24 protein-coding genes and 1 tRNA gene are annotated in these 24,705 nt (G+C 37.7%); 15 read left to right on the top strand and 10 right to left on the bottom strand.

Annotated elements, in window-relative coordinates; translation table 11 throughout:
- Window positions 1-15 precede the first annotated feature (15 nt).
- The 3 genes from H3T57_RS08785 to H3T57_RS08775 all read right to left on the bottom strand — a co-directional run bounded on the left by H3T57_RS08785 (window position 16) and on the right by H3T57_RS08775 (window position 4,270).
- A complete protein-coding gene (locus tag H3T57_RS08785; protein WP_198194128.1) occupies window positions 16-1,173 on the bottom strand; it encodes an SPOR domain-containing protein in 1,158 nt (385 codons plus the stop codon).
- Window positions 1,170-2,975, bottom strand: coding sequence for an arginine--tRNA ligase (gene argS / locus H3T57_RS08780; protein ID WP_198194126.1), 1,806 nt, complete (start codon window positions 2,973-2,975; stop codon window positions 1,170-1,172). Before argS ends, H3T57_RS08785 begins: the two co-directional genes overlap by 4 nt.
- A 119-nt stretch (window positions 2,976-3,094) precedes the next feature.
- On the bottom strand, window positions 3,095-4,270 hold the full coding sequence (locus tag H3T57_RS08775; RefSeq protein ID WP_110439357.1) for a deoxyguanosinetriphosphate triphosphohydrolase: 1,176 nt from the start codon (window positions 4,268-4,270) through the stop codon (window positions 3,095-3,097).
- A gap of 338 nt (window positions 4,271-4,608) precedes the next feature.
- Here H3T57_RS08775 and xth point away from each other — a divergent pair, with 338 nt between their 5' ends.
- On the top strand, window positions 4,609-5,376 hold the full coding sequence (gene xth / locus H3T57_RS08770; protein ID WP_155567645.1) for an exodeoxyribonuclease III: 768 nt from the start codon (window positions 4,609-4,611) through the stop codon (window positions 5,374-5,376).
- An 18-nt stretch (window positions 5,377-5,394) separates the two neighbouring features.
- Here xth and H3T57_RS08765 read toward each other — a convergent pair whose 3' ends face one another.
- Both H3T57_RS08765 and H3T57_RS08760 read right to left on the bottom strand, forming a co-directional pair.
- Window positions 5,395-6,537, bottom strand: coding sequence for a hypothetical protein (locus H3T57_RS08765; RefSeq protein ID WP_198194124.1), 1,143 nt, complete (start codon window positions 6,535-6,537; stop codon window positions 5,395-5,397).
- 76 nt (window positions 6,538-6,613) lie between these two features.
- The gene (locus H3T57_RS08760) at window positions 6,614-7,723 is read right to left on the bottom strand and encodes a hypothetical protein (RefSeq protein WP_198194122.1); all 1,110 of its coding nucleotides are present in this window, start codon (window positions 7,721-7,723) and stop codon (window positions 6,614-6,616) included.
- Window positions 7,724-7,907: 184 nt separating this feature from the next.
- Between H3T57_RS08760 and H3T57_RS08755 the strand changes: the two genes are divergently transcribed.
- The 13 genes from H3T57_RS08755 to H3T57_RS08695 all read left to right on the top strand — a co-directional run bounded on the left by H3T57_RS08755 (window position 7,908) and on the right by H3T57_RS08695 (window position 19,184).
- Entirely contained in the window at window positions 7,908-8,816 is a 909-nt protein-coding gene (locus tag H3T57_RS08755) for a hypothetical protein (RefSeq protein ID WP_198194120.1), read from the top strand.
- A gap of 92 nt (window positions 8,817-8,908) precedes the next feature.
- The gene (locus H3T57_RS08750) at window positions 8,909-9,472 is read left to right on the top strand and encodes a hypothetical protein (RefSeq protein WP_155564947.1); all 564 of its coding nucleotides are present in this window, start codon (window positions 8,909-8,911) and stop codon (window positions 9,470-9,472) included.
- 161 nt (window positions 9,473-9,633) lie between these two features.
- Entirely contained in the window at window positions 9,634-10,644 is a 1,011-nt protein-coding gene (glk, locus tag H3T57_RS08745; protein WP_155566321.1) for a glucokinase, read from the top strand.
- Between the two features lie 279 nt (window positions 10,645-10,923).
- Entirely contained in the window at window positions 10,924-11,478 is a 555-nt protein-coding gene (gene dcd / locus H3T57_RS08740) for a dCTP deaminase (RefSeq protein WP_198194118.1), read from the top strand.
- Window positions 11,479-11,492: 14 nt separating this feature from the next.
- Window positions 11,493-12,758: a UDP-N-acetylglucosamine 1-carboxyvinyltransferase gene (murA, locus tag H3T57_RS08735; protein WP_198194115.1), complete on the top strand. Its 1,266-nt coding sequence runs from the start codon at window positions 11,493-11,495 to the stop codon at window positions 12,756-12,758.
- Between the two features lie 115 nt (window positions 12,759-12,873).
- Window positions 12,874-13,572, top strand: a complete 699-nt coding sequence (gene hisG / locus H3T57_RS08730) for an ATP phosphoribosyltransferase (protein ID WP_198194113.1) — start codon at window positions 12,874-12,876, stop codon at window positions 13,570-13,572.
- Window positions 13,569-14,867 carry a histidinol dehydrogenase gene (gene hisD / locus H3T57_RS08725; RefSeq protein ID WP_198194110.1) on the top strand — a complete coding sequence of 433 codons (1,299 nt, stop codon included), beginning with the start codon at window positions 13,569-13,571 and terminating at the stop codon, window positions 14,865-14,867. Before hisG ends, hisD begins: the two co-directional genes overlap by 4 nt.
- Before the next feature lie 79 nt (window positions 14,868-14,946).
- Window positions 14,947-15,165 (top strand): translation initiation factor IF-1, encoded by a 219-nt coding sequence (gene infA, locus H3T57_RS08720; RefSeq protein WP_110439346.1) that lies wholly within the window; start codon window positions 14,947-14,949, stop codon window positions 15,163-15,165.
- A 2-nt stretch (window positions 15,166-15,167) separates the two neighbouring features.
- Complete coding sequence (locus H3T57_RS08715) at window positions 15,168-15,779, top strand: nucleoside triphosphate pyrophosphatase (protein WP_155568829.1); 612 nt, start codon at window positions 15,168-15,170, stop codon at window positions 15,777-15,779.
- Window positions 15,779-16,897, top strand: coding sequence for a ribonuclease E/G (locus tag H3T57_RS08710; RefSeq protein WP_198194108.1), 1,119 nt, complete (start codon window positions 15,779-15,781; stop codon window positions 16,895-16,897). Before H3T57_RS08715 ends, H3T57_RS08710 begins: the two co-directional genes overlap by 1 nt.
- Window positions 16,890-17,102, top strand: a complete 213-nt coding sequence (locus tag H3T57_RS08705) for a DNA gyrase inhibitor YacG (RefSeq protein ID WP_155566314.1) — start codon at window positions 16,890-16,892, stop codon at window positions 17,100-17,102. Before H3T57_RS08710 ends, H3T57_RS08705 begins: the two co-directional genes overlap by 8 nt.
- A gap of 51 nt (window positions 17,103-17,153) precedes the next feature.
- Window positions 17,154-17,229 (top strand) — tRNA-Phe (locus H3T57_RS08700).
- 170 nt (window positions 17,230-17,399) lie between these two features.
- Entirely contained in the window at window positions 17,400-19,184 is a 1,785-nt protein-coding gene (locus tag H3T57_RS08695) for a DUF4209 domain-containing protein (RefSeq protein ID WP_198194106.1), read from the top strand.
- A gap of 7 nt (window positions 19,185-19,191) precedes the next feature.
- On the opposite strand, the gene H3T57_RS08690 is transcribed toward H3T57_RS08695, so the two are convergent.
- The 3 genes from H3T57_RS08690 to H3T57_RS08680 are packed head-to-tail and all read right to left on the bottom strand — an operon-like array spanning window position 19,192 to window position 21,459.
- Window positions 19,192-20,079 (bottom strand): hypothetical protein, encoded by an 888-nt coding sequence (locus tag H3T57_RS08690; RefSeq protein ID WP_198194105.1) that lies wholly within the window; start codon window positions 20,077-20,079, stop codon window positions 19,192-19,194.
- 42 nt (window positions 20,080-20,121) lie between these two features.
- On the bottom strand, window positions 20,122-20,727 hold the full coding sequence (locus tag H3T57_RS08685) for a phosphatase PAP2 family protein (protein ID WP_155566310.1): 606 nt from the start codon (window positions 20,725-20,727) through the stop codon (window positions 20,122-20,124).
- Between the two features lie 3 nt (window positions 20,728-20,730).
- Window positions 20,731-21,459 carry a hypothetical protein gene (locus H3T57_RS08680; RefSeq protein WP_198194104.1) on the bottom strand — a complete coding sequence of 243 codons (729 nt, stop codon included), beginning with the start codon at window positions 21,457-21,459 and terminating at the stop codon, window positions 20,731-20,733.
- Between the two features lie 259 nt (window positions 21,460-21,718).
- Here H3T57_RS08680 and H3T57_RS08675 point away from each other — a divergent pair, with 259 nt between their 5' ends.
- Window positions 21,719-22,414: a nucleoside triphosphate hydrolase gene (locus tag H3T57_RS08675; RefSeq protein WP_155564938.1), complete on the top strand. Its 696-nt coding sequence runs from the start codon at window positions 21,719-21,721 to the stop codon at window positions 22,412-22,414.
- Window positions 22,415-22,418: 4 nt separating this feature from the next.
- On the opposite strand, the gene H3T57_RS08670 is transcribed toward H3T57_RS08675, so the two are convergent.
- Both H3T57_RS08670 and H3T57_RS08665 read right to left on the bottom strand, forming a co-directional pair.
- The gene (locus tag H3T57_RS08670; protein ID WP_110439338.1) at window positions 22,419-22,883 is read right to left on the bottom strand and encodes a hypothetical protein; all 465 of its coding nucleotides are present in this window, start codon (window positions 22,881-22,883) and stop codon (window positions 22,419-22,421) included.
- Window positions 22,884-23,069: 186 nt separating this feature from the next.
- Entirely contained in the window at window positions 23,070-24,479 is a 1,410-nt protein-coding gene (locus H3T57_RS08665) for a carbohydrate porin (protein WP_198194103.1), read from the bottom strand.
- Window positions 24,480-24,705: the final 226 nt, after the last annotated feature.

The following is a 24,705-nucleotide window of genomic DNA, read 5'->3' as shown; positions in this document are numbered from 1 at the left end:
TTTATGAAAACCAGATTAAAAATTGGCCAACGTGCAAGAAAGACTTTTCGTTTTCAATTGGCTACAAAAACTATTTGCCTGAGTCTTGGAGGTAAAACCCTTAATTCTTATTCGATAAATCGTATTACCCTTAACATTAGCCTTTTGAATGGTGGGAGAATATTGCCCCAATAACTCTGGAGCTTTTTTGCGCATGACCTGCCATTGTTTTTGTGCTGCAGCATTTGACCCTAATGCAGCCAACTGCACAATAAAATGACCATTTCCTACGCGTTTTTCTTCCAATTTTACAGAAGGGACTCTTTTACCGTTATCTTGACGATGATGCTGAATATGTTTTTTTGAAGGAACAGGCGCAACAGATTTTTCTGCCTCATCCGATTGTTCATCAGAGACATTACCCTCATCTTCCTTTGATTGTGCCTGCTTTTTATTTTTATTCTCTGGCAAGTCATTACCCATTGATGATGTTGTCGTCGATGGAACTGCACCCGAAGGTACATTATTGGGAGACGATACTCCATTATCCGTAACATTGCCATTCACATTGGTCATTGCGGGAGTCTGATTATTAGAGGCTATTGAATTGCCTGTCCCATATTGTGCAGCTAATGCCGATGGGTCAGCCTGTTCAGGTCCAGGCGCAAGAACAGGTTTTCCATTCGCTTCCATTTGACCTTCAGCCTTATCCATACCAATAGTTTCTGTGTTGTTTTCCGGTAAAGGTTTTTCCTTGGCAGCAATTTGAGGCGGTTCAAAAACGGGAATACCCTGATGTCCTGCATGAGACATCATCCACCCTCCAATGAAAAGCAATAAAATACCGCCAATTCCCGCTGCGGCATAGGCTAATCGACGTGTCGAGGAATCTCCATGAAATAAATTCTGCATAAATGCGAAACGTGGCTGTCCGCGACGATCATAATCCTCATCATATTCGTCTTCTTCATCGTCTTCTTCATGATAACGTGATGCCATTCTTTCCCTGCCATTTGGATCAGGATGATTTTGACGTGGAGACAATCGTCCATCATCTTCACGGGCAGGATTCATATGTGGGTCTTGTCCACGCATCATATTCTCTCTACCCTGACCCGAACGAGAGGCTTCCATGGAATCATCATCAAAAAATGATCTTTTTCTAGGGGGTTCAGGTGAATTTTGATCCATCATCTCATTTCCTCAACTGGTTCTATTCCCAAGACCTGCATAGCAGAACGAATTACACTTGCAATAGCTTCAATCAACGCCATTCTGGCCAACGTGCCATGAACATCACCTTTTTGGATGAAGCGTAAAGTCGCATCATCCCGTCCGGCATTCCACAATGCATGAAAATCTGATGCAAGATCCATCAAATAATAGGCAATACGATGTGGTTCACGCATCAAAGCGGCGCTTTCAACTGTACGGGGCCATTGTGCAAGTCGCCGCATAATCGCTAATTCCTCTTCATTTCTGATATTGGATAGATCCGTTTTTGCCAGAGCGGAGGCCGTTAATCGCTCTTGACCAAAAATCTCTTCAGCAGAACGCAAAACGGAACGGCATCTTGCATGCGCATATTGAACATAAAAAACAGGATTGTCACGGGTTTGAGCAACAACCTGTTCAAGATCGAAATTCATTTGCGCATCAGATTTACGTGTTAACATGGTAAACCGCACCGCGTCTTTTCCAACTTCATCGATCAGATCGCGTAATGTTACAAAAGTGCCTGCCCGTTTGGACATCCTTACAACCTCACCATTACGAACAACTCGAACGATCTGACATAAAATAACTTCAAAATCAGTTGACACATCCACTGGATTTAGAGCTTTTACTGCCGCATTCATACGGGAAACATACCCACCGTGATCTGCACCCCATACATCCAATAGAATCTGATAACCTCTTTTTATTTTATCATAATGATAACCTATATCATTAGCAAAATATGTTGCACTGCCATCAGATTTCCGTAAGGGACGATCCACGTCGTCACCATAAGCCGTTGATTTAAAAAGTGTTTGTGGACGAACTTCCCAGTCATCTGGCAATTTCCCTTTGGGAGGTTCCAGTATACCTGTATACACCAGTCCCTTTTTTTCCAATATCCGAATTGCCTGATCGGCTATACCAGATTCAAGAATTGCACGTTCTGAGATGAATTCTTCCTGCAAAACACCTAAAGCTTTCAGATCTTGACGGATATCACGCATCATATGAGTCAAAACGCACTGTTTAACTTTTTCAAACCATGCTGGAAACGGTTTTTGTTCTATGCCCTTTAATAATGTCTTACCATATTGCTGAGCAAGATCCTGTCCAACTGGAATAAGATAATCTCCTTGGTATTGTAAACCAGTTGGCATGTACGTCTTGTAACGCTCTTCAAAATCAGTCGGGGAACAATCTCCTTCAAGAATCTGAACATAACGCCAATAGGCTGCCCATGTTAATGCAACAACCTGATTACCCGCATCATTGATATAATATTCCTTGGTAACGTCAAAACCAGCCTTAGCCATCAAATTGGCCAACACATCCCCAACGACCGCGCCACGACAGTGACCTACATGCATTGGCCCTGTCGGATTGGCAGATACATATTCAATGTTGGTTTTGATATTATTTCCAATCTGACTGTTTCCATACGCTTCCTGTATCTGCAAAATCGTTGAAACAAGATTTTGAAAAACAGAAGGGGCCAATTTCAAATTCACAAATCCCGGCCCAGCAGGTTCAGCCTTTTCAATACCAGAAACAGATTGCAGGCGTTCAGCCAATTCCTTGGCAATTTCCTGTGGCCGACGCTTGGCAATTTTTGCCGTAATCAAGGCTGCATTCGTCGCCATATCCCCATGTGAAACATCACGTGTAGGTGTCAATTCAATTCTTTTTATCAAATCTTCTGACAAATCAGGTAAAATTTGTCGCAAGGCCTTTATAACACAATGATAAAAGGAAACATATAAATTCTGCTCAGCCATACAAAAATTATCTTTCTTTATAAACACCTTATCCATACCCAATTATTCAGCAATCCTGAAAATAAAATTGACCATACCCTAAACAAGACTTTGAACCATACAACAAATTATTTAGATTTTTACGACAAAATAGATAAATCGGTCAGTCTTTGATACTCTTCTATTGCATAACGATCTGTCATACCAGCAATATAATCCGTAATAACCCGTAAAATACCTGATTTCTGTTTTCTTTTTCCTGCCTCCAAGGCACGTATTTGCCATTTTTTGGGTAACAAATCAACATTTTCAGATAAAATCTCGAATAAATGCTGAACCAACAATTCCCCCTTTCGACTCATACGATTGACACGCCAATGCGAATATAAATTCTGATACAAGAATTTACGAATTTTTTGATTGCCTTCCATAATTTTAGGACTAAATTGCACGATCCCATATGTGCAATTCCTGATATCCTCTGGCGTCTTCGGGTTCAAACCGCTTAAGTTATCAGCAGTCTGTTTTTTCAAATCACGAACCAGACAATCGATAACCCGTCTTATTACTTCATATCTCAAACGCTTTTGAAGACTATCCTTAAATTTACATTGCTCCATTTGTTTTCTTGCTTCATATAAAGCCTCTCCAACAACGGGAAGATCTTCCAAATCTTTAAATTCTATCAATCCCGCACGTAAACCATCATCCAAATCATGGCTATGATAGGCAATATCATCGGAAATTGATGCTATTTGGGCTTCCGCTGATGCATAATTGAACAAATCCAAGGGATATGACCGATTAATCCGTTCTAAATAAGGGTCGGGATTGTCAACCGGCCCATTATGTTTAGCTAATCCCTCTAAACTTTCCCAAGTCAAATTGAGTCCATTAAAGGCAATATATTGTTGCTCCAATAACGTTACCTGTCTTAATGACTGGTCATTATGACTGAAACCGTTATAATCCTGCATCATCTTTGCTAGAGCCCTTTCTCCAGCATGTCCAAAGGGTGAATGTCCCAAATCATGTGCCAGCGCCAAACATTCTGTCAAATCCACATTTAATTTCAAAGCGCGAGCAACAGAACAGGCAATTTGCGCAACCTCTAACGAATGCGTCAAACGAGTTCGAAAAAAATCACCCTCGTGATTGATAAAAACCTGTGTCTTATATTGCAATACACGGAAAGCTGTAGAATGGATTACACGATCCCGATCTCTTTGCCAGGGGTTACGACCTTGTGCCTCCGTTTCAGGATAAAATCGTCCCCGAGCTGTTTTTTCCTGAACGGCATAAGGTGCTAGATTCATGATTGCCACGCCTAAATTTATCCAACATAATCAATTTAAATTATCCTGATCATTTATTATTCTAATTATATCATTATAAAATTGTAATGGTATATAGCTCTCAATTTATTTTAAAATACGACCAAAATTCAATGACTACAATCATATATGTGTTAGATTAAAATACAGCACTTTCGATTTTACATAATTCAATCATCCGGAATTTTACTTTTTTCCAATCACAAAAAATCAAAGCTTAGAGACAAAAAGGATAATCTGTCCACCCTTGCCATCAAGATATAATGAGATTAATTTGACTGGAATTCAATTTGTATCTTTTCATACCAAGGATTATCCTGATGAAGCTTGCTAGCTGGAATGTTAACTCTATTCGCCAAAGACTTTCCCATGTTCAAAAATGGCTTCAAAAAGAACAACCTGACTGGCTCTTTTTACAGGAAATCAAATGCCAGAACGCACAGTTTCCATCGGAAAGTTTTAAAGCCTTAGGCTATCATGTTATCGTGCATGGACAAAAAGCCTATAACGGGGTTGCCACCTTAAGCCGCCATCCCTATAAATTGCTTCATACGGATTTACCTGATCTACAGAATACAAAAGACCATGCTCGATATCTCGAGATTGAGAGTCAAGGAATTCATCTCTGCAATCTATATTTACCAAATGGTAATTCCGGCGGCGAAGAGGGATTTCAATTCAAAATGGATTTTATTAATGCATTAATCAAACATGCCCAATCCTTATTGAACGACAAACAAAACTGTATTTTTGCAGGTGATTTCAACATTTGCCCCACCGACAGTGATTTAACCACCAATATACTTTCTTCCGATGACGCATTGATCCGTCCGGAAAGCCGAAAAGGTTTTTATACGCTCTTATGGTTGGGTCTGTCGGATGCATTTCGCATTCTCCATCCTGATACAATCGAATATAGTTTTTGGGATTACACCAAAGCTGCATGGCAACGAAATGCAGGTCTTCGAATTGACCATGTTCTATTGTCAGCAAAAATAACTGAACAATTAAAAAATTGCTGGATTGATAAAGAGGAACGAGCCAAAACCCAACCTTCTGACCACGCCCCCATTGTCATTGAATTTTGATAAACAATCAACTGTTCTTCAAACAGCCATCCAGCTTGTAGTTGTTCCTTTATAAGGTGTATCAAACTCCCTTATAACCTCGGCAAATTTTTGATGATCCAATAATATACAGGATGGATATTTTGCCTCTCCACGCAAAGCACGATAAAAATGACGGTTCAGTGCACGCGCGAACACTCCTGGGCCTGTCTTGTAGGCAATGAATAAACCCTGATGCAAATAACTATTCCGGTAAAGACTCAACATACATTCTTCTAGAATAGGACTTTTCGCAACAGAACCAAAAAAGTCATTATGAACTACATTATTATGCGTTAGAAAGAATACATGATCATAAATAGCAGGAGTTATTAAGTAAAATTTTTCAACAGATTGAATCTGAATATCAGCATCCAGCCACCAGCCACCATAATAGTTAATAACGTGAACCCTTAGAAAATCCGCCGCTTCAGCTGGATGACGAGCAGAAAGAAAGATTTGCCGTGCTTCAACACCGTAATTTTGATATAACCACTCTGTTGCTTCCGCCTTATCAAAAATTTTTAGGTTAAAATGACCAAGTTCTTTTAGAAATTTAAAATTATTACTTATTTCCTCCGGAGGATTCTGATCCCAATATAAAAATAAATTATTGGGAATAACACTAAAATCGGCCCTACCCACTTCTCTATTTTTAATCCCTATCGATGATACAGGATTAAAGATATTCATCATAATTGTAAGATAGATTGTATCGGCTTCCTCACCGGTATGAAATTCCTCATAACAATTTTGCATAATTCGAATGGCATTAAAAGCATCATTGTTTTCTCTATATTGTTTCCATCCAACCACAAAATTATATAAAGGAATACATAGATTTTTTAACTGTTCAAGTTCTTCTCGCTTTAACGGCAAACTTGCTTTCAGTAAAGCAACCTGACGGGCCATAAGTAAAACATGAGCCAATGGATATTGGGTTGGACTTTTGGAGTGGGTATCAAACGCTATTTTATAGAAAAAAGCTGCCTCGGAATAAAAATGATTTGTCGAGAGAATGTTTGCAATATCAAACAAGGGATTTAAATCTTTTGCCCCATGATGTTTGAAAACATCCAAAGCTTGGGGACAAACAGATAAAATCTCCTCATAACCAACATCCAAATTCATATCATCAGTCATAATTTTAACTTTACCTTAATTATATATTCAATTCTAAAATTGCTTAATATTTCAAATATGAGACCACTATTGACTATCAAACTGAACTCCAGGTCCCTTTTTGTTTGTATGCAACTGGATATTGTTCAGTTAATTTGGAAAAAAATGAAGAATCCATAATTTTCAAAGAAGGATATTTCAATTTTCTTTCTTTTATACAACGCGAATAAATTCTATTTAATGCTCTCATAAAAACACCCGGACCTGTTTTATAAGAAATAAATAAACCATCATATTTATAACAATTGTGATAGATAGACAACAAACAATCTTCTAAAAAAACGTTATGCGGTTGGGCTCCAAAAAGATCATTATGAACAAAATTTCCCTCAGTCAGAAAAAAAATCGCATCATAATTTGCCGGAATCATTTCAATAAACTGATTTTCAGAAACAATTTTCAAATCCGCATCTACCCAAAACCCACCCAATAGATTAATGACATGAACGCGCAAAATATCCGCAGCCTCTGCAGGATGTCTGGATTTTAGAAAAAGTTCCCTGGCATCACGCCCGTAATAGCCATATAACCATTCACAAGCCCTATCCCTGTCAAAAACCTCTACTTTAAAATGCTGGAACTTCTGATGATACTCAATATTTTCCTTAACATCCTCCGGTAAATTCTGATCCCAGTAAAAAAAAATAGATTGAGGAATCTTATTCTTAACCATTCTCTCAGGGAAAATATCAGATTTCAATGCATCATGAATTAAACCAACATTAATAGCATCAATTTCTTCACCTGTATGAAATTGTTCAAAAGTATGATCAATTTTCTTTATCGCCTGTAAAGCATCAATTTTTCCGCATCTATATTCTTCAACACCCCTAATATAATTCATCAAGGATGGGGAAAGCTCATGCAACCTTTGGCAATCTTTTTCATCCAGAGCTATACCGGCCTTTACCAAACACAACAGTTTAACCTGCAATAATATAGCTTCGCGTGGATGTGCTTCGGCTTCTAATTTACGATAATTAATCGCCTCTTGATAAAAAGCTGCTGCCTCTTCTAAAAAACCGTATAAATGTAAGTGATTAGCGATATTAAATGCCGTCATGACATCGTTACAGCCATGCTGATTATATAAATTTTCAGTCACTGGGGAACGTGCCGCCAGATCTTTTAAACTTTGTGCTTTCACTTTAACAATACCATCCTTACAGAATACAATTTAGAAAAAATACGAATTATATCTTACTGTTCCTTACTTGTAATAAAATAATGGAAGTTATAAAACATTATTTAATAAAAATATTCTTTGCTTTGCTTTACCACTTTCATATTATAATGCAATTAATTCTTTTTCGAGGCAATCAGGTATTCCAATGCGTAAATTATTTTACCTTTTAACTTTTTTTCCACTCTCAACATTTGCCAATGTTTCAACGGCCTCATCCTCCCCCGATCCCAAAACTTATCCTTCCACAATAAAAAATGAGAAAATTCATTCCATCATTAAAGAAAAAGATTTTCATGACTGGAATGTGATTGTCGGTAAAAATCATGCCTCCCTTAACTGGAACAGAAATTCAACTTCCAATTTAAATTTATATATTACACCTTCCGAACACAGAATAACCCTTGATGTAACAGCCAAAAAAAATACTTATCGGGAATTCAAGCTTTCTTACATAACCTGGAACATCAGGGAAGTTTCCGTAACCCTAAACAAGACAAGGGATCATAATGGCTGGGTAACCTATTCTACCGCTATCTACACAGATAACATCACAAAATTCATTAATGCTTTGCAACACAGTTCACCAATGATTTTGAATCTTTCGATTTCAACCTCAATTCCAATTGACATGAATGGTGAACGATCTGCATTGAATTCTTTCATGAATGTAATCAAGGAAAAAAATCTGGAAGCCCCCCCTCCCCTAGTCACAAGAAAAACAAATCCTGAACCTGTTAGCCCTCCTGACGGGATGTCTCCAGATTTAGTGCCTCTTTTTCAACAGGCTGATTATTATGTCAAAAAATGTATTGATCACGCCTCAGAACCATTAAATAGTCCAACCAGAAAATCAGTGTGTACAACACGTAATGATTATTTAAAAAAGATGAAAGATAAAGGCTGGTGCTGGGGAAGCGGTGACCCTGACCAACATGATAAAAATAAAAATTGGCGACTATGCATCATGAGTCCTAAAGGAAGCGTTCCCAAGTTGAAAGAAAAGGTCCAGGAGGATTTGCAAAAGGCTCAATCCATGATGAAGGATCAAATTTAATTTACATAAACCAGAACAAATCATAGTTTTTGCTTTAAACTTCGGTTTTAAACCTTTACTCTAGAATTAATTTATGAAGGGTAACGTATTCCATGATTTCTTTATCAAAAACATGTCAATTATTTGTTCTGGGTGTGAGTTTATTTACAACATCCTATTCTGTGACAACATATTCTGAAACTCTGAAAACACGAAAAATAACCCGGCAAACCAGCGAAAACATAAAATTTGGGGAATGGTTATATTATCCCCAATCTAATCCACCGACACTTGCCTGGTGGAATGAGAGAATGTCCCGAGCTGCACCAATCTTATATATTTCCTTTTCAGCTGAAAAAATCACGCTCAATGCCGTAACGCCACTTTGGCCAAATACGGGAATTATTTTCTACCTGAATGATAAAACAGAAAAACAGGGCATCAATCTCATTCTTCAGAAAAGAGATCAGGAAAACTGCTATTATTCCGCGACAATAGATTTGGAAAACCGACAAAAATTTGTGAATAATCTTGTTACTGTACGTAAGGCTCGTCTGATCACACCCATTTCATCGCAATCTTTATCCCTGAAACAAGTCAATCAAGCTATGCAGCTTATAATAACAACACATCCAGAGATTAACTTAACCTTACCGAGCACAACCGCTTCGCAATGATCTAAAGAGATTGTTTTTAATCTTTACCCAAAAAATGCCTTAACGAATTTAACAAAAAGTTGAAAAAAATATTAAAAATCCTTAAATTAAATTCAAATTTATGTGAACAAAAATATTGTTAATATTATTTGTTTTAATCCTCTTAAATGGAGATTTTTATTATGTCCAACTCCAAGAATAACTCCACTCCTGTTGATGCTCCCATTGAAATTGTCGTTGCAGATATCGGGGGGACAAATGCACGTTTTGCAATTGCCAGGATACAAAATGGACAGGTCGTTACCATTGACAGCGAAACCATTTTAAAAACAGCGGATTATGCAACTTTGCAACTTGCATGGGATGCCTTTGGACAAAAGGTTGGCCGTCCTTTGCCTAAACAAGCCTCCATGGCAATTGCCTGTCCGATTCGAGGTGATATTCTCAAATTTTCAAACAGTCCATGGATCATTCGGCCCGCCCTTATTCCCCAACAGCTAAATCTGGAAAAGCTTGTTCTGATAAATGATTTTGAAGCAATTGGACATGCGATCGCCAACTGTCAAGAGGACCATCTTAAACATGTTTGTGGCCCAAGAAGAAAAGAAAGTCCTCAAGGAATAACCACAGTTGTCGGTCCTGGAACAGGACTGGGAGTGGCTTCTCTTGCATTCGATACAGACAAATATACCGTTATTCCAAGTGAAGGCGGACATTCCTCTTATGCCCCTTGTGACAATATCGAAATCAGTATTTTACGGTACCTGAAACAACATTATCGCAGGGTTTCCGCAGAACGGATCATTTCTGGTCCCGGATTGGGTAATATCTATGATGCGCTTGGCGCAAATGCCGGACTGCCTGTTACCCATCACAGCGATAGCAATCTATGGGAGGCCGCATTAAAGGGTACCGACCATCTTGCCACGGCTGCACTGGAACGGTTTTGTCTGAATTTGGGAACTTTCTGCTCCGACATGGCTCTGGTACAATTGGCCAACCGTGTTGTAATTAGTGGTGGCATCGGTCTTCTTATAGCCGATTATCTTCCCCATTCGGGTTTTGCAGAACGGTTTGTTGATAAGGGTCGCTTTGAAAGAATGCTGGCTGATATCCCTGTTGAAATTCTGACCTATCCACAACCTGGACTTTTAGGAGCGGCTGCGGCTTTTGCAGTCCAACATTTAAAATAAGCCTTGTTGATTCTTTCAAAAAATTAGGTAAATTGATTCATTATGAATAGTGAGCCAAAAAAAATAATTTTGAAAGATTCTATAACTCAACGTCGCGACAAGGAAGCCGCGGCGTTACGCGAGAATCTAAAACGCAGAAAAAAGCAACAGCGTGAAAGAAAAGAGCGAGAACCACTAACGTAAAATGCTTTTTGTAAAGGTTTGTTTACAAAATACTTGTTTATCATTTCAAATTTATTTAATTAAAATGCAAAGATATAAAGGGTAGGGAGTAGCTTTATGCCAATTATGCCTGATCGCTGGATTAAAGAGATGGCTAATGAAAAAGGAATGATTGAACCTTTCGCTGATAAACAGCATCGTCAGGGAATAATTTCTTATGGTGTATCATCTTACGGATATGACGCCCGCGTTGCAGACGAGTTCAAAATCTTTACAGATGTCGACAATGCCATTGTAGATCCTAAAAATTTTACGCCAAGCAGCTTTGTAACCCGTAAAACAGATGTATGCGTGATTCCGCCCAACAGCTTTGCTCTGGCCAGAACCGTGGAATATTTTCGTATTCCAAAAGATATCTTGGTTATCTGTCTGGGAAAATCAACATATGCACGCTGTGGCATAATTGTAAATGTCACTCCTCTGGAACCTGAATGGGAGGGGCAGGTTACGATTGAAATCAGTAATACCACTCCCCTTCCTGCCAAAATTTACGCGAATGAAGGAATCTGCCAGCTTCTTTTCCTCAAGGGCAGTGAACCTTGTGAAGTCAGTTATGCCGATAAAAATGGCAAATACATGAAACAGATGGGTGTCGCTACCCCTCGCTTATAAATGAAAAAAAAAGAATGGATCGCTTTTTAATCCGTGGGGGCAGACCCTTATATGGTGATATCGTCATTGGGGGGGCAAAAAACGCAGCTTTGCCAATCATGGCATGTGCCTTGCTTACCCCTGAACCTTTATCACTAAGAAATGTTCCAAGTATTGTTGATATACGGACCATGTGCGCACTTCTGCAACAACATGGTCTTACCGTCACTTATAATGACAAGGATCCACATCATATCACTTTTCAAGGGGATATTGCAAATACCGAAGCTCCCTACAATATCGTTTCGAAAATGCGGGCCTCTATCCTTGTTCTAGGGCCCATTCTTGCACGTTGTGGTAAGGCCAAGGTCTCCCTGCCGGGAGGATGTGCAATCGGAACCCGTCCTGTTAATCTTCATCTGGATGCACTCAAAGCCTTGGGCGCTGAAATCGAAATTGATCAGGGATATGTTATTGCAACTGCACCCAAGGGATTACGTGGTGGTCGCTTTGTATTTCCATTTGTTTCTGTTGGCGCTACAGAGAATACAATCATGGCTGCCTGCCTTGCCAAAGGCAGAACGGAACTGCTGAATGCAGCCCGTGAACCTGAAATCTGCGATCTTATCGACTGCTTGATCGCGATGGGCGCCAAAATAGAGGGTAAAGGAACAAGTCATCTGATCATTGATGGCGTGGATCATTTACATGGCGCGGAACATTCCATCCTGTTTGATCGAATTGAATGCGGTACCTATGCCTGTGCAGCCGGTATTACAGGTGGAGAACTGCGCCTGATCGGAGCCGACATTCATGCCATGGGATCTGTTATTCATGCGTTGGAAGAGGCTGGGGTAGAGGTGTTTCCAGAAAAAAACGCCATTCTTGTCCGGCGCACGGGTGATTTAAGAGGCATTGATATCATGACAGAACCCTATCCAGGTTTTCCGACGGATATGCAGGCCCAATTCATGGCCCTTCTTTCAATTTCTGAAGGAGCGAGCATGATTACGGAAACAATTTTTGAAAACCGTTTCATGCATGTCCCAGAACTGAACCGTATGGGTGCAAGAATCAATGTTCATGGTTCTTCAGCAATTATTCGTGGTGTTCATTCCCTATCCGGCGCGCCTGTTATGGCAACGGATCTACGGGCTTCGTTTTCGTTAATCCTAGCCGGTCTGGCCGCAGCGGGAGAAACAAGCCTGAACAGGATTTATCATCTAGACCGCGGTTATGAAGCAGTTGATCAAAAACTGTCTGCCTGCGGTGCTCAAATTGAAAGAATCAAGACTAAATAATATTTTCATTCCTCATAGAAGAGAACTTGTTTTATACCAATGATCTGATTATAGTTAAACCTTAAATTATTTAACAATTTTATTATAATCAGATCCACTTTTGCTTACACTTTAAATGTCTGTACCTGGCGTGAAATCAAACCCTCTTATTTTAGCCCTTCCTAAAGGAAGGATACTAAAGGATTGTCTCCCTCTTCTTGAAACAGCCAATATTATACCAGAACCCGCTTTCTTTGATAAAGACAGCCGCCTTCTTCGCTTTAAGACAAATGACCCTGGGCTTGACATTATCCGCGTCCGTTCTTTCGATGTCGCAACATTTGTAGCTTTTGGCACGGCTTCTCTGGGTGTTTGTGGTTCCGATGTCCTGATGGAATTTGATTATTCGGATATTTATGCACCTCTTGATCTCAATATAGGACGCTGTCGTTTATCTATCGCGCAATTAGCGGATACAAAAAATAAAAATCTGGAAGACCCCGCGCGTTGGTCACAGATAAGTGTTGCAACCAAATATCCGAATATCACCCAACGTTATTTTGCCAGTAAAGGCGTGCAAGCAGATATCATTAATTTGCATGGTGCCATGGAACTTGCGCCTGTCTTGAAATTATCCAGCTTGATTGTGGATCTTGTCGATACAGGATCAACCCTAAGGGCCAATGGTCTACAGGAAATTAAAATGATTACACAAATCTCCAGCCGTCTCATCATCAATCGCACCGCCTTAAAAACACAATCTGCCCGCGTTAATGCATTAATTGAACGGTTTCGCCAACTTGTCACCCTTCCAAACAATGAAGATATATCATGAAAATCATATCAACAAATCAACCGGATTTTAAAACATTTTTCTGTAATCTTCTTGCCGCGCGAACAGCAGACACTTCACAAGCAACAAAACCCGTAACAGAGATTCTACAGGCTGTAAAAAATGATGGCGATGATGCACTTTGTGAATATACCAAACGCTTTGACCGCTTGGTACTGTCTCCTACGGAATTACGGATCACAGAACAGGAAATAAAGCAAGCCTGCAAGAAAATTGATCCGGAATTGCTTGATGCACTTGATCTAGCCGCCCAACGAATTCAAAAATTCCATGAAAAACAATTGCCTCCCGATCTTGATTACCGGGATGATTGTGGATTTAATCTTGGGTATCGCTGGAATGCCATGAATTCCGCCGGATTATATGTTCCAGGAGGTACCGCTGCCTATCCTTCATCCGTTTTAATGAATGCTATCCCGGCCAAGGTTGCTGGAGTCAAACGATTGGCAATGTGTGTCCCGACCCCGGATGGCCATCTAAACCCTCTCGTCTTGGCTGCGGCTTATAGGGCAGGTGTTACCGAAATTTACCGTGTTGGTGGAGCACAAGCCATTGCCGCCCTGACCTTCGGGACACAAACCATTGAGTCCGTTGACTATATTGTTGGTCCTGGCAATGCCTATGTCGCCGAAGCAAAAAGACAGGTTTTCGGTTTGGTCGGAATTGATAGCGTCGCAGGCCCCTCCGAGGTTGTGGTTGTTGCTGACCGGCATAATAATCCAACGCATATCGCCCTGGATCTTTTGGCACAAGCGGAACATGATACCATGGCACAATCAATCTTTATTACTGATAATGAGGAATTTGCCCATCAAGTTTCGCTAGCTGTCAATGAACAATTGAAAAGTCTTTCACGAAAAGAAATAGCGGAAACAAGCTGGAAAAATCATGGTGCTATTCTTATTGTGAAATCTTGGGAAGAAGCCATTCCCCTTATCAATCGGATTGCCCCTGAACATCTGGAGCTCATGCTTGAAAATCCAGATGACCTATTCAGCAAAATCAAACATGCCGGCACGATATTCATTGGAAAATGGTGTCCTGAGGCAATTGGAGATTATGTTGGCGGTCCCAATCATGTTTTGCCAACCAATCGTACTGCACGTTTTTCATCCGGATTATCGGTTTTTAATTTTCTTAAACGAACGACTTTCCTTAAAAGCGATGAAAAGGGTATTGAAAAAGTGGGACCTGCTGCAGTGGCGATAGCAAAAACTGAGGGTTTAACCGCACATGCCTTAAGTATTTCCTCCCGTTTGGACAGTTTGCATAAATAAAACTGGACATTTTTCAATATTCATCGTTATGGTAAGAACAAAATTAATTGTTTTAACTTGAAGGATATATATACTAAAAATGTCTAAAGAAGATATGATCGAATTCAACGGAACTGTTACTGAACTTTTGCCGAACGCAATGTTTCGTGTAAAATTGGATAATGAACATGTTATTTTGGCCCACACCAGCGGTAAAATGCGCAAGAACCGTATTCGTGTTTTGGCGGGTGATCGCGTAAGCGTTGAAATGACCCCTTATGATTTAACCAAAGGTCGCATCACGTTCCGCTTTAAATAATAATGCATCATTCCTCTTTCTTGATGGAAAATTCTGATTTTCCAATTACACTGGCCTCCGCATCACCAAGACGTTTACAACTGCTTGAACAAATCGGCATTAATCCTGAAAAAATCGTTCATCCTCGAATTAATGAAACGCCCCAAAAAAAAGAATTGCCCAGACAGTATGTTCAGCGCCTTGCACAGGAAAAACTATCGGCTGGCAGGGAACTCTCTCTTGAATCACCCATGATTTTAGCCGCTGATACGGTTGCGGCAGCAGGACGACGTATTTTAAATAAAACGCAAGATGTAAAAATCGCGGAAAAACAATTACGTTTACTGTCTGGTCGAAGACATAGAGTTTATACAGCTGTTATATTGTATAATGCAAAGACACAACGGATCTCCTCACGTCTTGTCTGTACTATCGTGCATTTTTCACGATTGACTGATAAACAACTCTTTTCTTATTTAGAAACCGATGAATGGAAAGACAAGGCTGGGTCCTATGCCATTCAGGGTTATGCCGCCAGTTTTATCAAATCCATAAATGGGAGCTACAGTAATGTTGTCGGTCTTCCATTATTTGAGACAGCCCAGCTTATACGCGGTCAAGGATTAATCCCCTGATGCCTCAAATCTGGGTTATTTCAGCGCCTGGTCTAATACATATTGCCGTTACCCATCATGACACTCTCTTAGATTATGCCTTGTGGTATCCTGGATTTCCTGATGGTTTCGGGGACATTTACTATGGTCGGGTTACCGCCCATTTACCTGCATTAGGTGGAGCCTTTATTCTTCTGGGTAAAAACATATCCGGTTTTTTGCCTGATAATGCAGGTGCCAAAAATCTGCACAATGGCGATAAAATAATTGTCAAAGTCTCACGAAGTGCCCAGAATGGAAAAAATGTCCGTTTGGATACCAAAAACCTATCCATCAATATCCAGAAAAGCACTGAAATACATCTGATCCAACAAGGACCGTCTCCTTTAGAAGATCTTTCAAGATTTTGGGAAAATTTACCAATCATAATTGATGATCCGCACCTTATTCATATCATACCAAGTTCGTTGCATAATCGTGTTCAAATTGCGCAGACTTCCTGTCCAAGCATTATATCGGAACAGATTGAGACATTAATGGTATCATCCGTTAAATTACCAAAAGGAATTCAAGCATCAATTACCCCGACCCCGGCTCTCGTCGCTATTGATATGGATAGTGTAAGCCATAGCCAAGAAAATCAAACAAAAATAAAGGCGCAATTTGACGCAAACCGTATCGCTTTGCCACCATTATTGCATCAAATAAAATTGCGTAATCTATCAGGTGCAATTTTTATTGATCTAATAGGTCTGCCAATCAAAAAAAGACGTTTATTACAACAGGACATCAATGACGCATTGGCCAATGATCCATTATCCCCCCGATTATTGGGATTTACGCACCTGGGATTGGCCGAAATCGTTCGAATGAGAAAACGCCCACCCCTTCATGAACTGTTAACCTCGGATCACGGAAAAGCTGTTAAGATCCTTGCGAAGGTCATGCTGGAATTCAATTCAGTCAATCACCATTACCGTTATCATCTTTTAAAATTGAAACTTCACCCGCATTTATATCAGGCATTACTAAAGGATGAATATGCCATTAAAGATTTTGAACGACGATGTTCTATATCGCTACAACTAAAAGCGGATTTAACGTTTAAACCTCAAGAATGGGATTTTTCTTATGAATAAACCTGCGTTACATTGTCCTATCTGTAAAAAACCGGCCCAAGAAAAATTCAAACCATTTTGTTCTAAACGATGCGCCGATATTGATCTAGGTCGTTGGTTTTACGAGGATTATCGCATTGCATCCCCTCCACAAAATGAAGAGGAAGAAAAAGAATTGCTAAATTCCATAAAAGAAAGACTTGATCCTGATCCCAATGTAGGGTAAATGCTTTGTATACATTGATTCGCGTCAAATACCGAAAGCGAATATCAAGATGCCCAAGTAGCTCAGTCGGTAGAGCAAGCGACTGAAAATCGCTGTGTCGGTGGTTCGATTCCGCCCTTGGGCACCATAAAAATTAATTATATATAAATATATTATTTAGTAGTTTGCAGTGATTTGCCACAAAACGCTGATCTCTTTTCAATTTTAATTTAATTTCATTAAATTTCATTTCGTTTATTATATTTTATTCGAAACGAATTTAACCTTGATTTAAAATCATAAAAGAAATTTAAAACAATGAAAAACTCGCCAAAACTAACGCGAGAGGCATTTCTTGAATGTAATTGGAAATATGAACCGGAACAAAATCCTGTTTCTTACGATAAACTTCACTCCAGTTTAAAAAAAATTGCAAAAGAAAAACTAGATATTGGACAGCAAGAACAATATGAAATATTTGAATTGTTAGCGGAAATTTCTTTAATGTATTTAGATGCCAATAATAAAGATAAACCTTTTAGGGCTTTTTATACAAATATAATACTAAGACAACGTACTAAAGAACCTTCAGATCTTACAAAAGAAGAGCTTGAATTCTTAAGCCTTATATTAAATGACATTCCTGAACCATCGTTAAAAGCAAGAATAGCCGATATTTTATGGCTTGTTCAAGAACCAAAAAATTATAAATATGCCCAAATCGCAATTGATTCATACACTTATTACACTTTTGACAACAAAAAAAATATAATTTTTTTGTTCCAAGATTTGAACAAATACTACGAACGTGCGATTTATTTGTGTCAACAGATAAATGATAGTAATCAATTAGATAAAATACTATCTAAATTGACAGATGTTTTTAAAAGTGAAAATGACCGTGGACTAATATTAATATTGGCAAAATTAATAGATAAAACAAAAAATAAGGATGTATTACAAAAAATTGTAATGCCTAAATTATATCAAGAGGCAATTCAACTTAAAAATAAAAATAATTTTCATTTAGCAACAATTATTTTAACATTTCTAAATAGTAAATATAAACAGTTTCACGATAGAGAAAATGAAATAAAATCTCTTTTCAACATAGCCGAATATCATGAATATCATGGAGATTTTAGATATAAAAATAATGATTGTAACGCTTATTATTTTTACGACGCAGCTTTACAAACATATAATAAAATACCTAAAAAAAATCGAAACGATTACGATGTGGATAATAAAATACACAACCTTCATGCTAAATTGGAAGAATCTAACCAAATAGTGTTAGCAAATATGGATAAAATACATATAGGCCCCTTTGATATTACAAATTTAGTTCAAGCATTTGTACAACGCATTTCAAACAAAACAGATCCTATCGAAACTCTCAAATATTTTACCGATTTGCCTATTGCTTATCAAGATTTTGTTCATGATACTGCAATATTATCAAATGATTTTTTTTACTCTAATATACTTTCAAAATTTTATAGAAAAGATTATAGAGGTGATGATGGACGTTTAATCGCAAAAATCTCACCTGACGATGAAGAAAATAAATTAAATGAAAAAAACCAAGAAAAATATAGATTAAATATTTATATAAACATACCATTGATTAATGCAGGGCTGAACCAACTTCATAAAGAAGATAAATTTTCAAAAGAAATTTTTGAAAATATCTGTCATAAATCTCTTATTGTTCCTAAAAATCGGGAAAAAATCATGGCAAACGCCCTGTGGTCAGGTTTTCAAAAGGATTTTATAGCTGCTATTTATCTACTTTGCCCGCAAGTCGAAAATATTATAAGAGATCAACTTAAAAAAATTAAAGTTCGTACCAGCAATTTGGATAAAAATAATATTGAAACATATAATAGCCTGAATACTCTTTTAAAATTACCTGAAATAGAAAAAATTTTAGATGTAAATTTACTTTTTGAATTTAAAAGTTTATTTATTGATCCAATAGGCTTTAATCTTCGTAATAATACCGCTCATGGATTACTAGAGGATAATAAAGCATCATTATCAGCATCCATTTACGCTTGGTGGTTCATTTTAAAATGGGTTTTTCTGTCAATAAAGTGAAACAAGATCAACAAAAATCATTACTATCGTCTATAAAACGACCTGCAAAAGTGTTTAACCTGTTCTTAATTTCTTCAGGTATCATAAATCGATCAAAATAGTAATTTTGAATTTTATTCAATTTTTTTTCCACCAATTCATCATGATAATCGCCCATCATACCATTAATTGTCGATAAATATTGAAAAGTCTGATGATGATAATCTGATGGAAACAAAACATCAAAAGTACCATAGGTGGCTGCAATCATACTGATTGTTTTTCTCATGTTATGAAACTCATGAGCTGTTATAGTTACATGTGTTTCAAGCTCTTTCTTAATGATTTCCAGTCTTTTTCGAAAATATTTTACAAAGCTTTTCAAGTTGCAGGGAAAAAAGCAATTTACTTCCCGTTTTAATAAATACAACCCTTTTTCATGCCAAATATAATCCAGAAATACCGCCCTTGGTTTTACAATGAAAGATTTCCTGTTTTTGAAGCCATCCTGTAATTTGCCTAATAAACCCGTCATCTTGCCAAGCCAGTACGGTCTACAATGGCGTTCATCAAAAGCCCTATATGCATAGCACAAATGTTTGAATTTGGCCCTTACCTTCTTGTAAACGGCTTTATTTTCCTTGGATAAATGGCAAGAGTATCTCAAGGAATGCAAAATATTCATAAATGCGGGTTCCATAACCCCTTCCACCCATAATTGACGACTAATCATAAAACCGTCAATCAGTTGATCCTGTGTATAATCAAATACAAGTTTGTCAGGTAATGAAACATTGAGGTGAATTTCATCATCCACCAAAATCATTTCATATAGCTGATCACATTGAAAACGAGAAAAATGGAAACCCTCAAATTGTATAATATTCTGTGGCTTGGTAAAAAATTTAAAATTCACGATATTTCCGCTATAAAATTAATACAGTAAAAACCTGCCTGATTATAAAATATAATCTAGCAATTTTTGAACAAATACAGTATTTCTAATCCCCATCATAAAAGCAAACCACATGATCGCACATCCCCATCCTGCCAGTATATCACTTATCCAATGTGCCCCCAATGCCAAACGCGACCATCCCACTAAAAAAACCCATATCAATGATATCCAACAAACCAAACTGTAATTTCTTAAACAGTATAATATAATCAACACAAACATCAGTCCATTGACTGCATGTCCACTTGGAAAGCTGGCTGTTGTCGCATGAATATGAGAAAATGGAAAAGCGGGCCTTGCTCTAACAATTATATTTTTCATTAAAAGAAAAACCAGACGCGCTGAAATCAAGATTACAAACAGCCAAACCGCGTCTCGATGCGAACGATAAATCCAGACCCATAATATGAATATTAAGCTTAAGGGAAGAACAACCGCAAATGAACCCGATTTAGATACAAGTCTATTCCAATAAATCAAGCTACTGTCATGATCAGAAAGCAAAACACCATTGAGTTTCTGATCCAGATCTGTGCAAAGGAATAAAAAAACAGCAAATAAAAGAAAAATAAAACCTATTAAAAATAGCATTTTATGATTGAACAATAATTAATTCCTTATTTTCCCTTCGCTATATGCAATTTCTACTTTCCTAATTGCCCGCATAGCTGTTTCATAAACTTCTTTATAAGGCAAAGAAGCATCAATATCAACAATTGGTGCCCCTCTGAATTTTAATTTTTGAGTGGCTTCCACTTTGATTTTTAACAAATTATAATCGTGATCCTGTTTACGTTGATATGCGGTATCAACATCAATGTTCAACCGAATTATCAAGTCCGGTTTTATGGAAGCCATGTAATCATAAAGCCTGTATTCTGTTTTAACAAGAAACTGGATAAAACGGTTTTGCGTATGTGCAGCTGACAAACCGGGTCCGTCATAAAATCCTACAACATCTGTCTGAGGATAGCGATCCGCAATGATCAAAACCCCCTGTTTTCTTAATTTCAACATTTTTATAAAATTAAGAAAACGAACACAGGAAAAAAAGAAAATAACCAAGGCCGTTAAAACACCAGGAATTTTTTTCCCCTTGGTACGGGCCGTTCCCGCTTTCTTATCGATTATACGTCCAAGTATTTTTCCCCCAAATCTGAATTGGCTGATCTTTCGACCAATATTTCCTGATCCTTGGCCCAAATAGCAGCACTTTGCAGGTCGCTCTTGATTTAATGCTTCAGCAAGATCAAAACTTAATGTTGATTTTCCTGATCCATCACAACCGACTAATGCAATTAATGGGCCCTGATTTTCAGTTGATCTTTTTTTATGCATATATAATCTTCTAAAATATAACAGATTTATGTATATAATTATGGATATCTTTGGAACACAAGTTTTAACTTAAAGCCTGATTTGCTTTAAGTTACTGATTCTATACTGAAAAATTCCAAGGAATTTCCAACCTAACAGACTAGGAAAGGTTGTCTTATAATACAGTTTTCATTGACTAACAAATCAAATTTGACCGTAATCTATTGAAATATAGAAAGATTACGATATCCCATTTAAATAACCAAGAGATATATAATTTATGACACAATCTTCTACGCCACCGATTATTGCTATTATTGGGTGCGACGGATCTGGCAAAACAACAGTCTGTCTGGAATTGGAACGCTGGTTGAATTCAGTTCATCCTACAAAATTATGCCACTTGGGCAGACAAACGGGAAATATAAGAAGACGTCTGATTAAACTTCCGTTTCTAGGGAAAAAACTTGATAAAAATATTACCAAGACCAATAAACAGGCTAAATCAAAAGAAGGACCGAACGCATTATTGGCATTGGGAATATTCATAATGTCTCTGCGTCGCGTTTATCGCTTTTACAGGATGCTTTCCCTGCGTAAGCAAGGCTTTTACATTCTTACTGACCGATTTCCCCAAGTTGCCGTTATTGGTGGACTGGATGGACCTGATCTGACAACAGAAAACCCAGCGTCGTCCATAACACGCCTGCTCTCAAAGCTTGAACGATCACTTTATAACTGGATGATCAACCATACACCCGATCTGGTTATACGGCTAAACGTAACCGTTGAAACAGCCCAACAGAGAAAACCTGATCATCGCCTTGAATCAATGATCAAAAAAATTGGAACATTACAACAGTTAACCTATAATGGTGCCCCCATTATTGATATTGACAATAATACACAACCCATTGAAGAAACCATTAATCAGGCTAAAAAAGCAATTGCCGAAAAATTAAATATTGTTTCATGAACGTTTAATAATTTGGTTCATATATCGGCATTGCTCTACGAAAAACGTTACGTGTTTTATTTTGAGTTGGATCCGCTGTTTGAGGAAGAGGTGCATTAATACCAATATCATGATGACCACGTTGACGTTTACTGTTCACCCAACCTTGTTCAGCATTCAAATGGCCTTTATCACCCCTTGTATAATGATTGGGAAGTAACAAGGCGGGCTTGTTTTCTTGTTTTAAAGATTGATAATGTTCAACCCTCTGATTCTCCTGCATTTTTTGCCTGATGGTTGAAGGAATAGAATCCGCGTCTTTAATCGTTTGTTGCGGCGTGTTTTCATCTTCTTTTTTTTCAACCGTCTTTGGAGGGGGAACATGGTGATGATGGTGGTGACGTGCGAAACAAGATAAGAACGGAATCATTGAATTTACCATCAATCCCCCAATTATCCCCAAAATCAATCTATTTCCTTTTTGTTTCATTAAAGAAAAACCACCTTTTTTCAGTAAATTTTAAACTGTATTAATTATACATTATATAAAAGGGAAAATAAAAATACGCACTACAAATTATTACCTATTTATTCATTAATTTACAATATAATGAAATGATACAAGGATTTCACATCTTATAAGTATAGATTGAACAAAAACCTCTGAATAAATTTTCTAAAAATTAATATTGGTTTTTAATCCAATAACAAAAGCATCTTTGTAGGCTTTAGTGGCAGCAACATGATGAAAATATTCGACAACTGGCATGACCATAACACCCCGATAAGCAGAAATACCATAATTCAATTCAAACAAAGCAGAATTTGACTGTGCTGCGGGTGCACCATTCAATAATGACAAAACCTTTGCATTAAAAGGGGAAGACAATTGCGTCATTTGATATTTTTGAGCATGTTTTAAACTCTTAGGCACTGTATAATAGGTAAACATGAAACCTATTTGGTCATAGGGTCTTTTCTTCCAAAATCCCTTATTAATAAAACCTACATTATAAAGATCCTTAAATGTAGAAGTTGTTGTTGAATCATGTCCATAATTCAAAATTAAATATAATCCATGATCTTTCTTGGGGTCATTACGAAAAATCATCTGATCCATCATAACCCAAAATTGACTGCGATGATCTTTTTTATTTCCATTTACAGCCTGTGCAGACCAGGTTTGAAAACGACTGGTATCAAGACCAGCACCTATATGATAATATCCCGTTAACTTATCTTTACCAAATTCAGGGTTATAACTGTATTCAATTGGCATAAAAACACCTGTTGCAGCATTCGTACTCCAGTCAAAACCTGCGACACCCCCTTTACCGGTTCCCCATGGAGAACTTTCATAAGCACCCAATTGGAAGTAACTTTGTTTTGTTAAATGAAATAAAAATCTAATCCCCCAAACAGTTCCAGGCCAGGGTGTGAAACCTTGTTGGGACTGAATACTCCTGGGTTGACCACAAGTTGCAATTAACATAAACTGACATGCGAATGGACTTGATGCAAATTCATTTCCAACACTTAACCGTCCTGCACGAATATTAACCTGATCTTTCCATAACTGTTGTTCAATATAAATATAATTCATATGAAATAATCGGTCATATCCACCCCCATATATTTCCTGGGCCTGAATTTGTGAATCCCCAACATAATCGGAACTGGCATTGCGCCCAGCTAGATTTAAAATCATCGCATGAGTAGAAAATCCCTTTAAGCCGGCGATTTTCTCCCAATCCATATCAACTGAAAAAGCAATCTGATGTGCATAATCAACACCCTTTCTACGTCCTCCCCTTACAATACCTGCTGTTTCACCTGTCCAGCTTAAAGCAAACTGCACACCATGAGGATCCAACTTTTCATTTAATTTGTGGAAAAATAATTCACCATCTGAATCGTAAGGTACACTTTTACCATTTTGGTCTAATGTATCAATTTCATGATCAGAATAAGTCTGTGAAAAAACGCATTTAGAATAGTAAACACTGTAAAAAAAACTAAAATGAAACAAAAAAAGAATTTTAAACCAAGTCTGATTAATAGAATTGTAAGTTTTTTTTTGTGTCATAATCTCCTTTCATAGAATTGACATTGCAGAAAAATAATATTTCTTTTAATGAACCAGACCTGCAAATTAAAAGCAATTAACAAGCAATATATAAATATTAAATTAAATTTTAAACTGATATAACGAGTAAAATTCGTTTAAGTGATGATATAGCAATTTTGAGTGGAAGTTATTGGGAGCGGGGAGAGGATTTGAACCTCTGACCTTCAGGTTATGAGCCTGACGA

The organism is Commensalibacter sp. W6292M3 (genome assembly GCF_016101315.1).
Classification (GTDB): Bacteria; Pseudomonadota; Alphaproteobacteria; order Acetobacterales; family Acetobacteraceae; genus Commensalibacter; species Commensalibacter melissae.
Note: the sequence above shows the minus strand (reverse complement) of the source record. Positions and strands in the feature narration are given on the sequence as shown.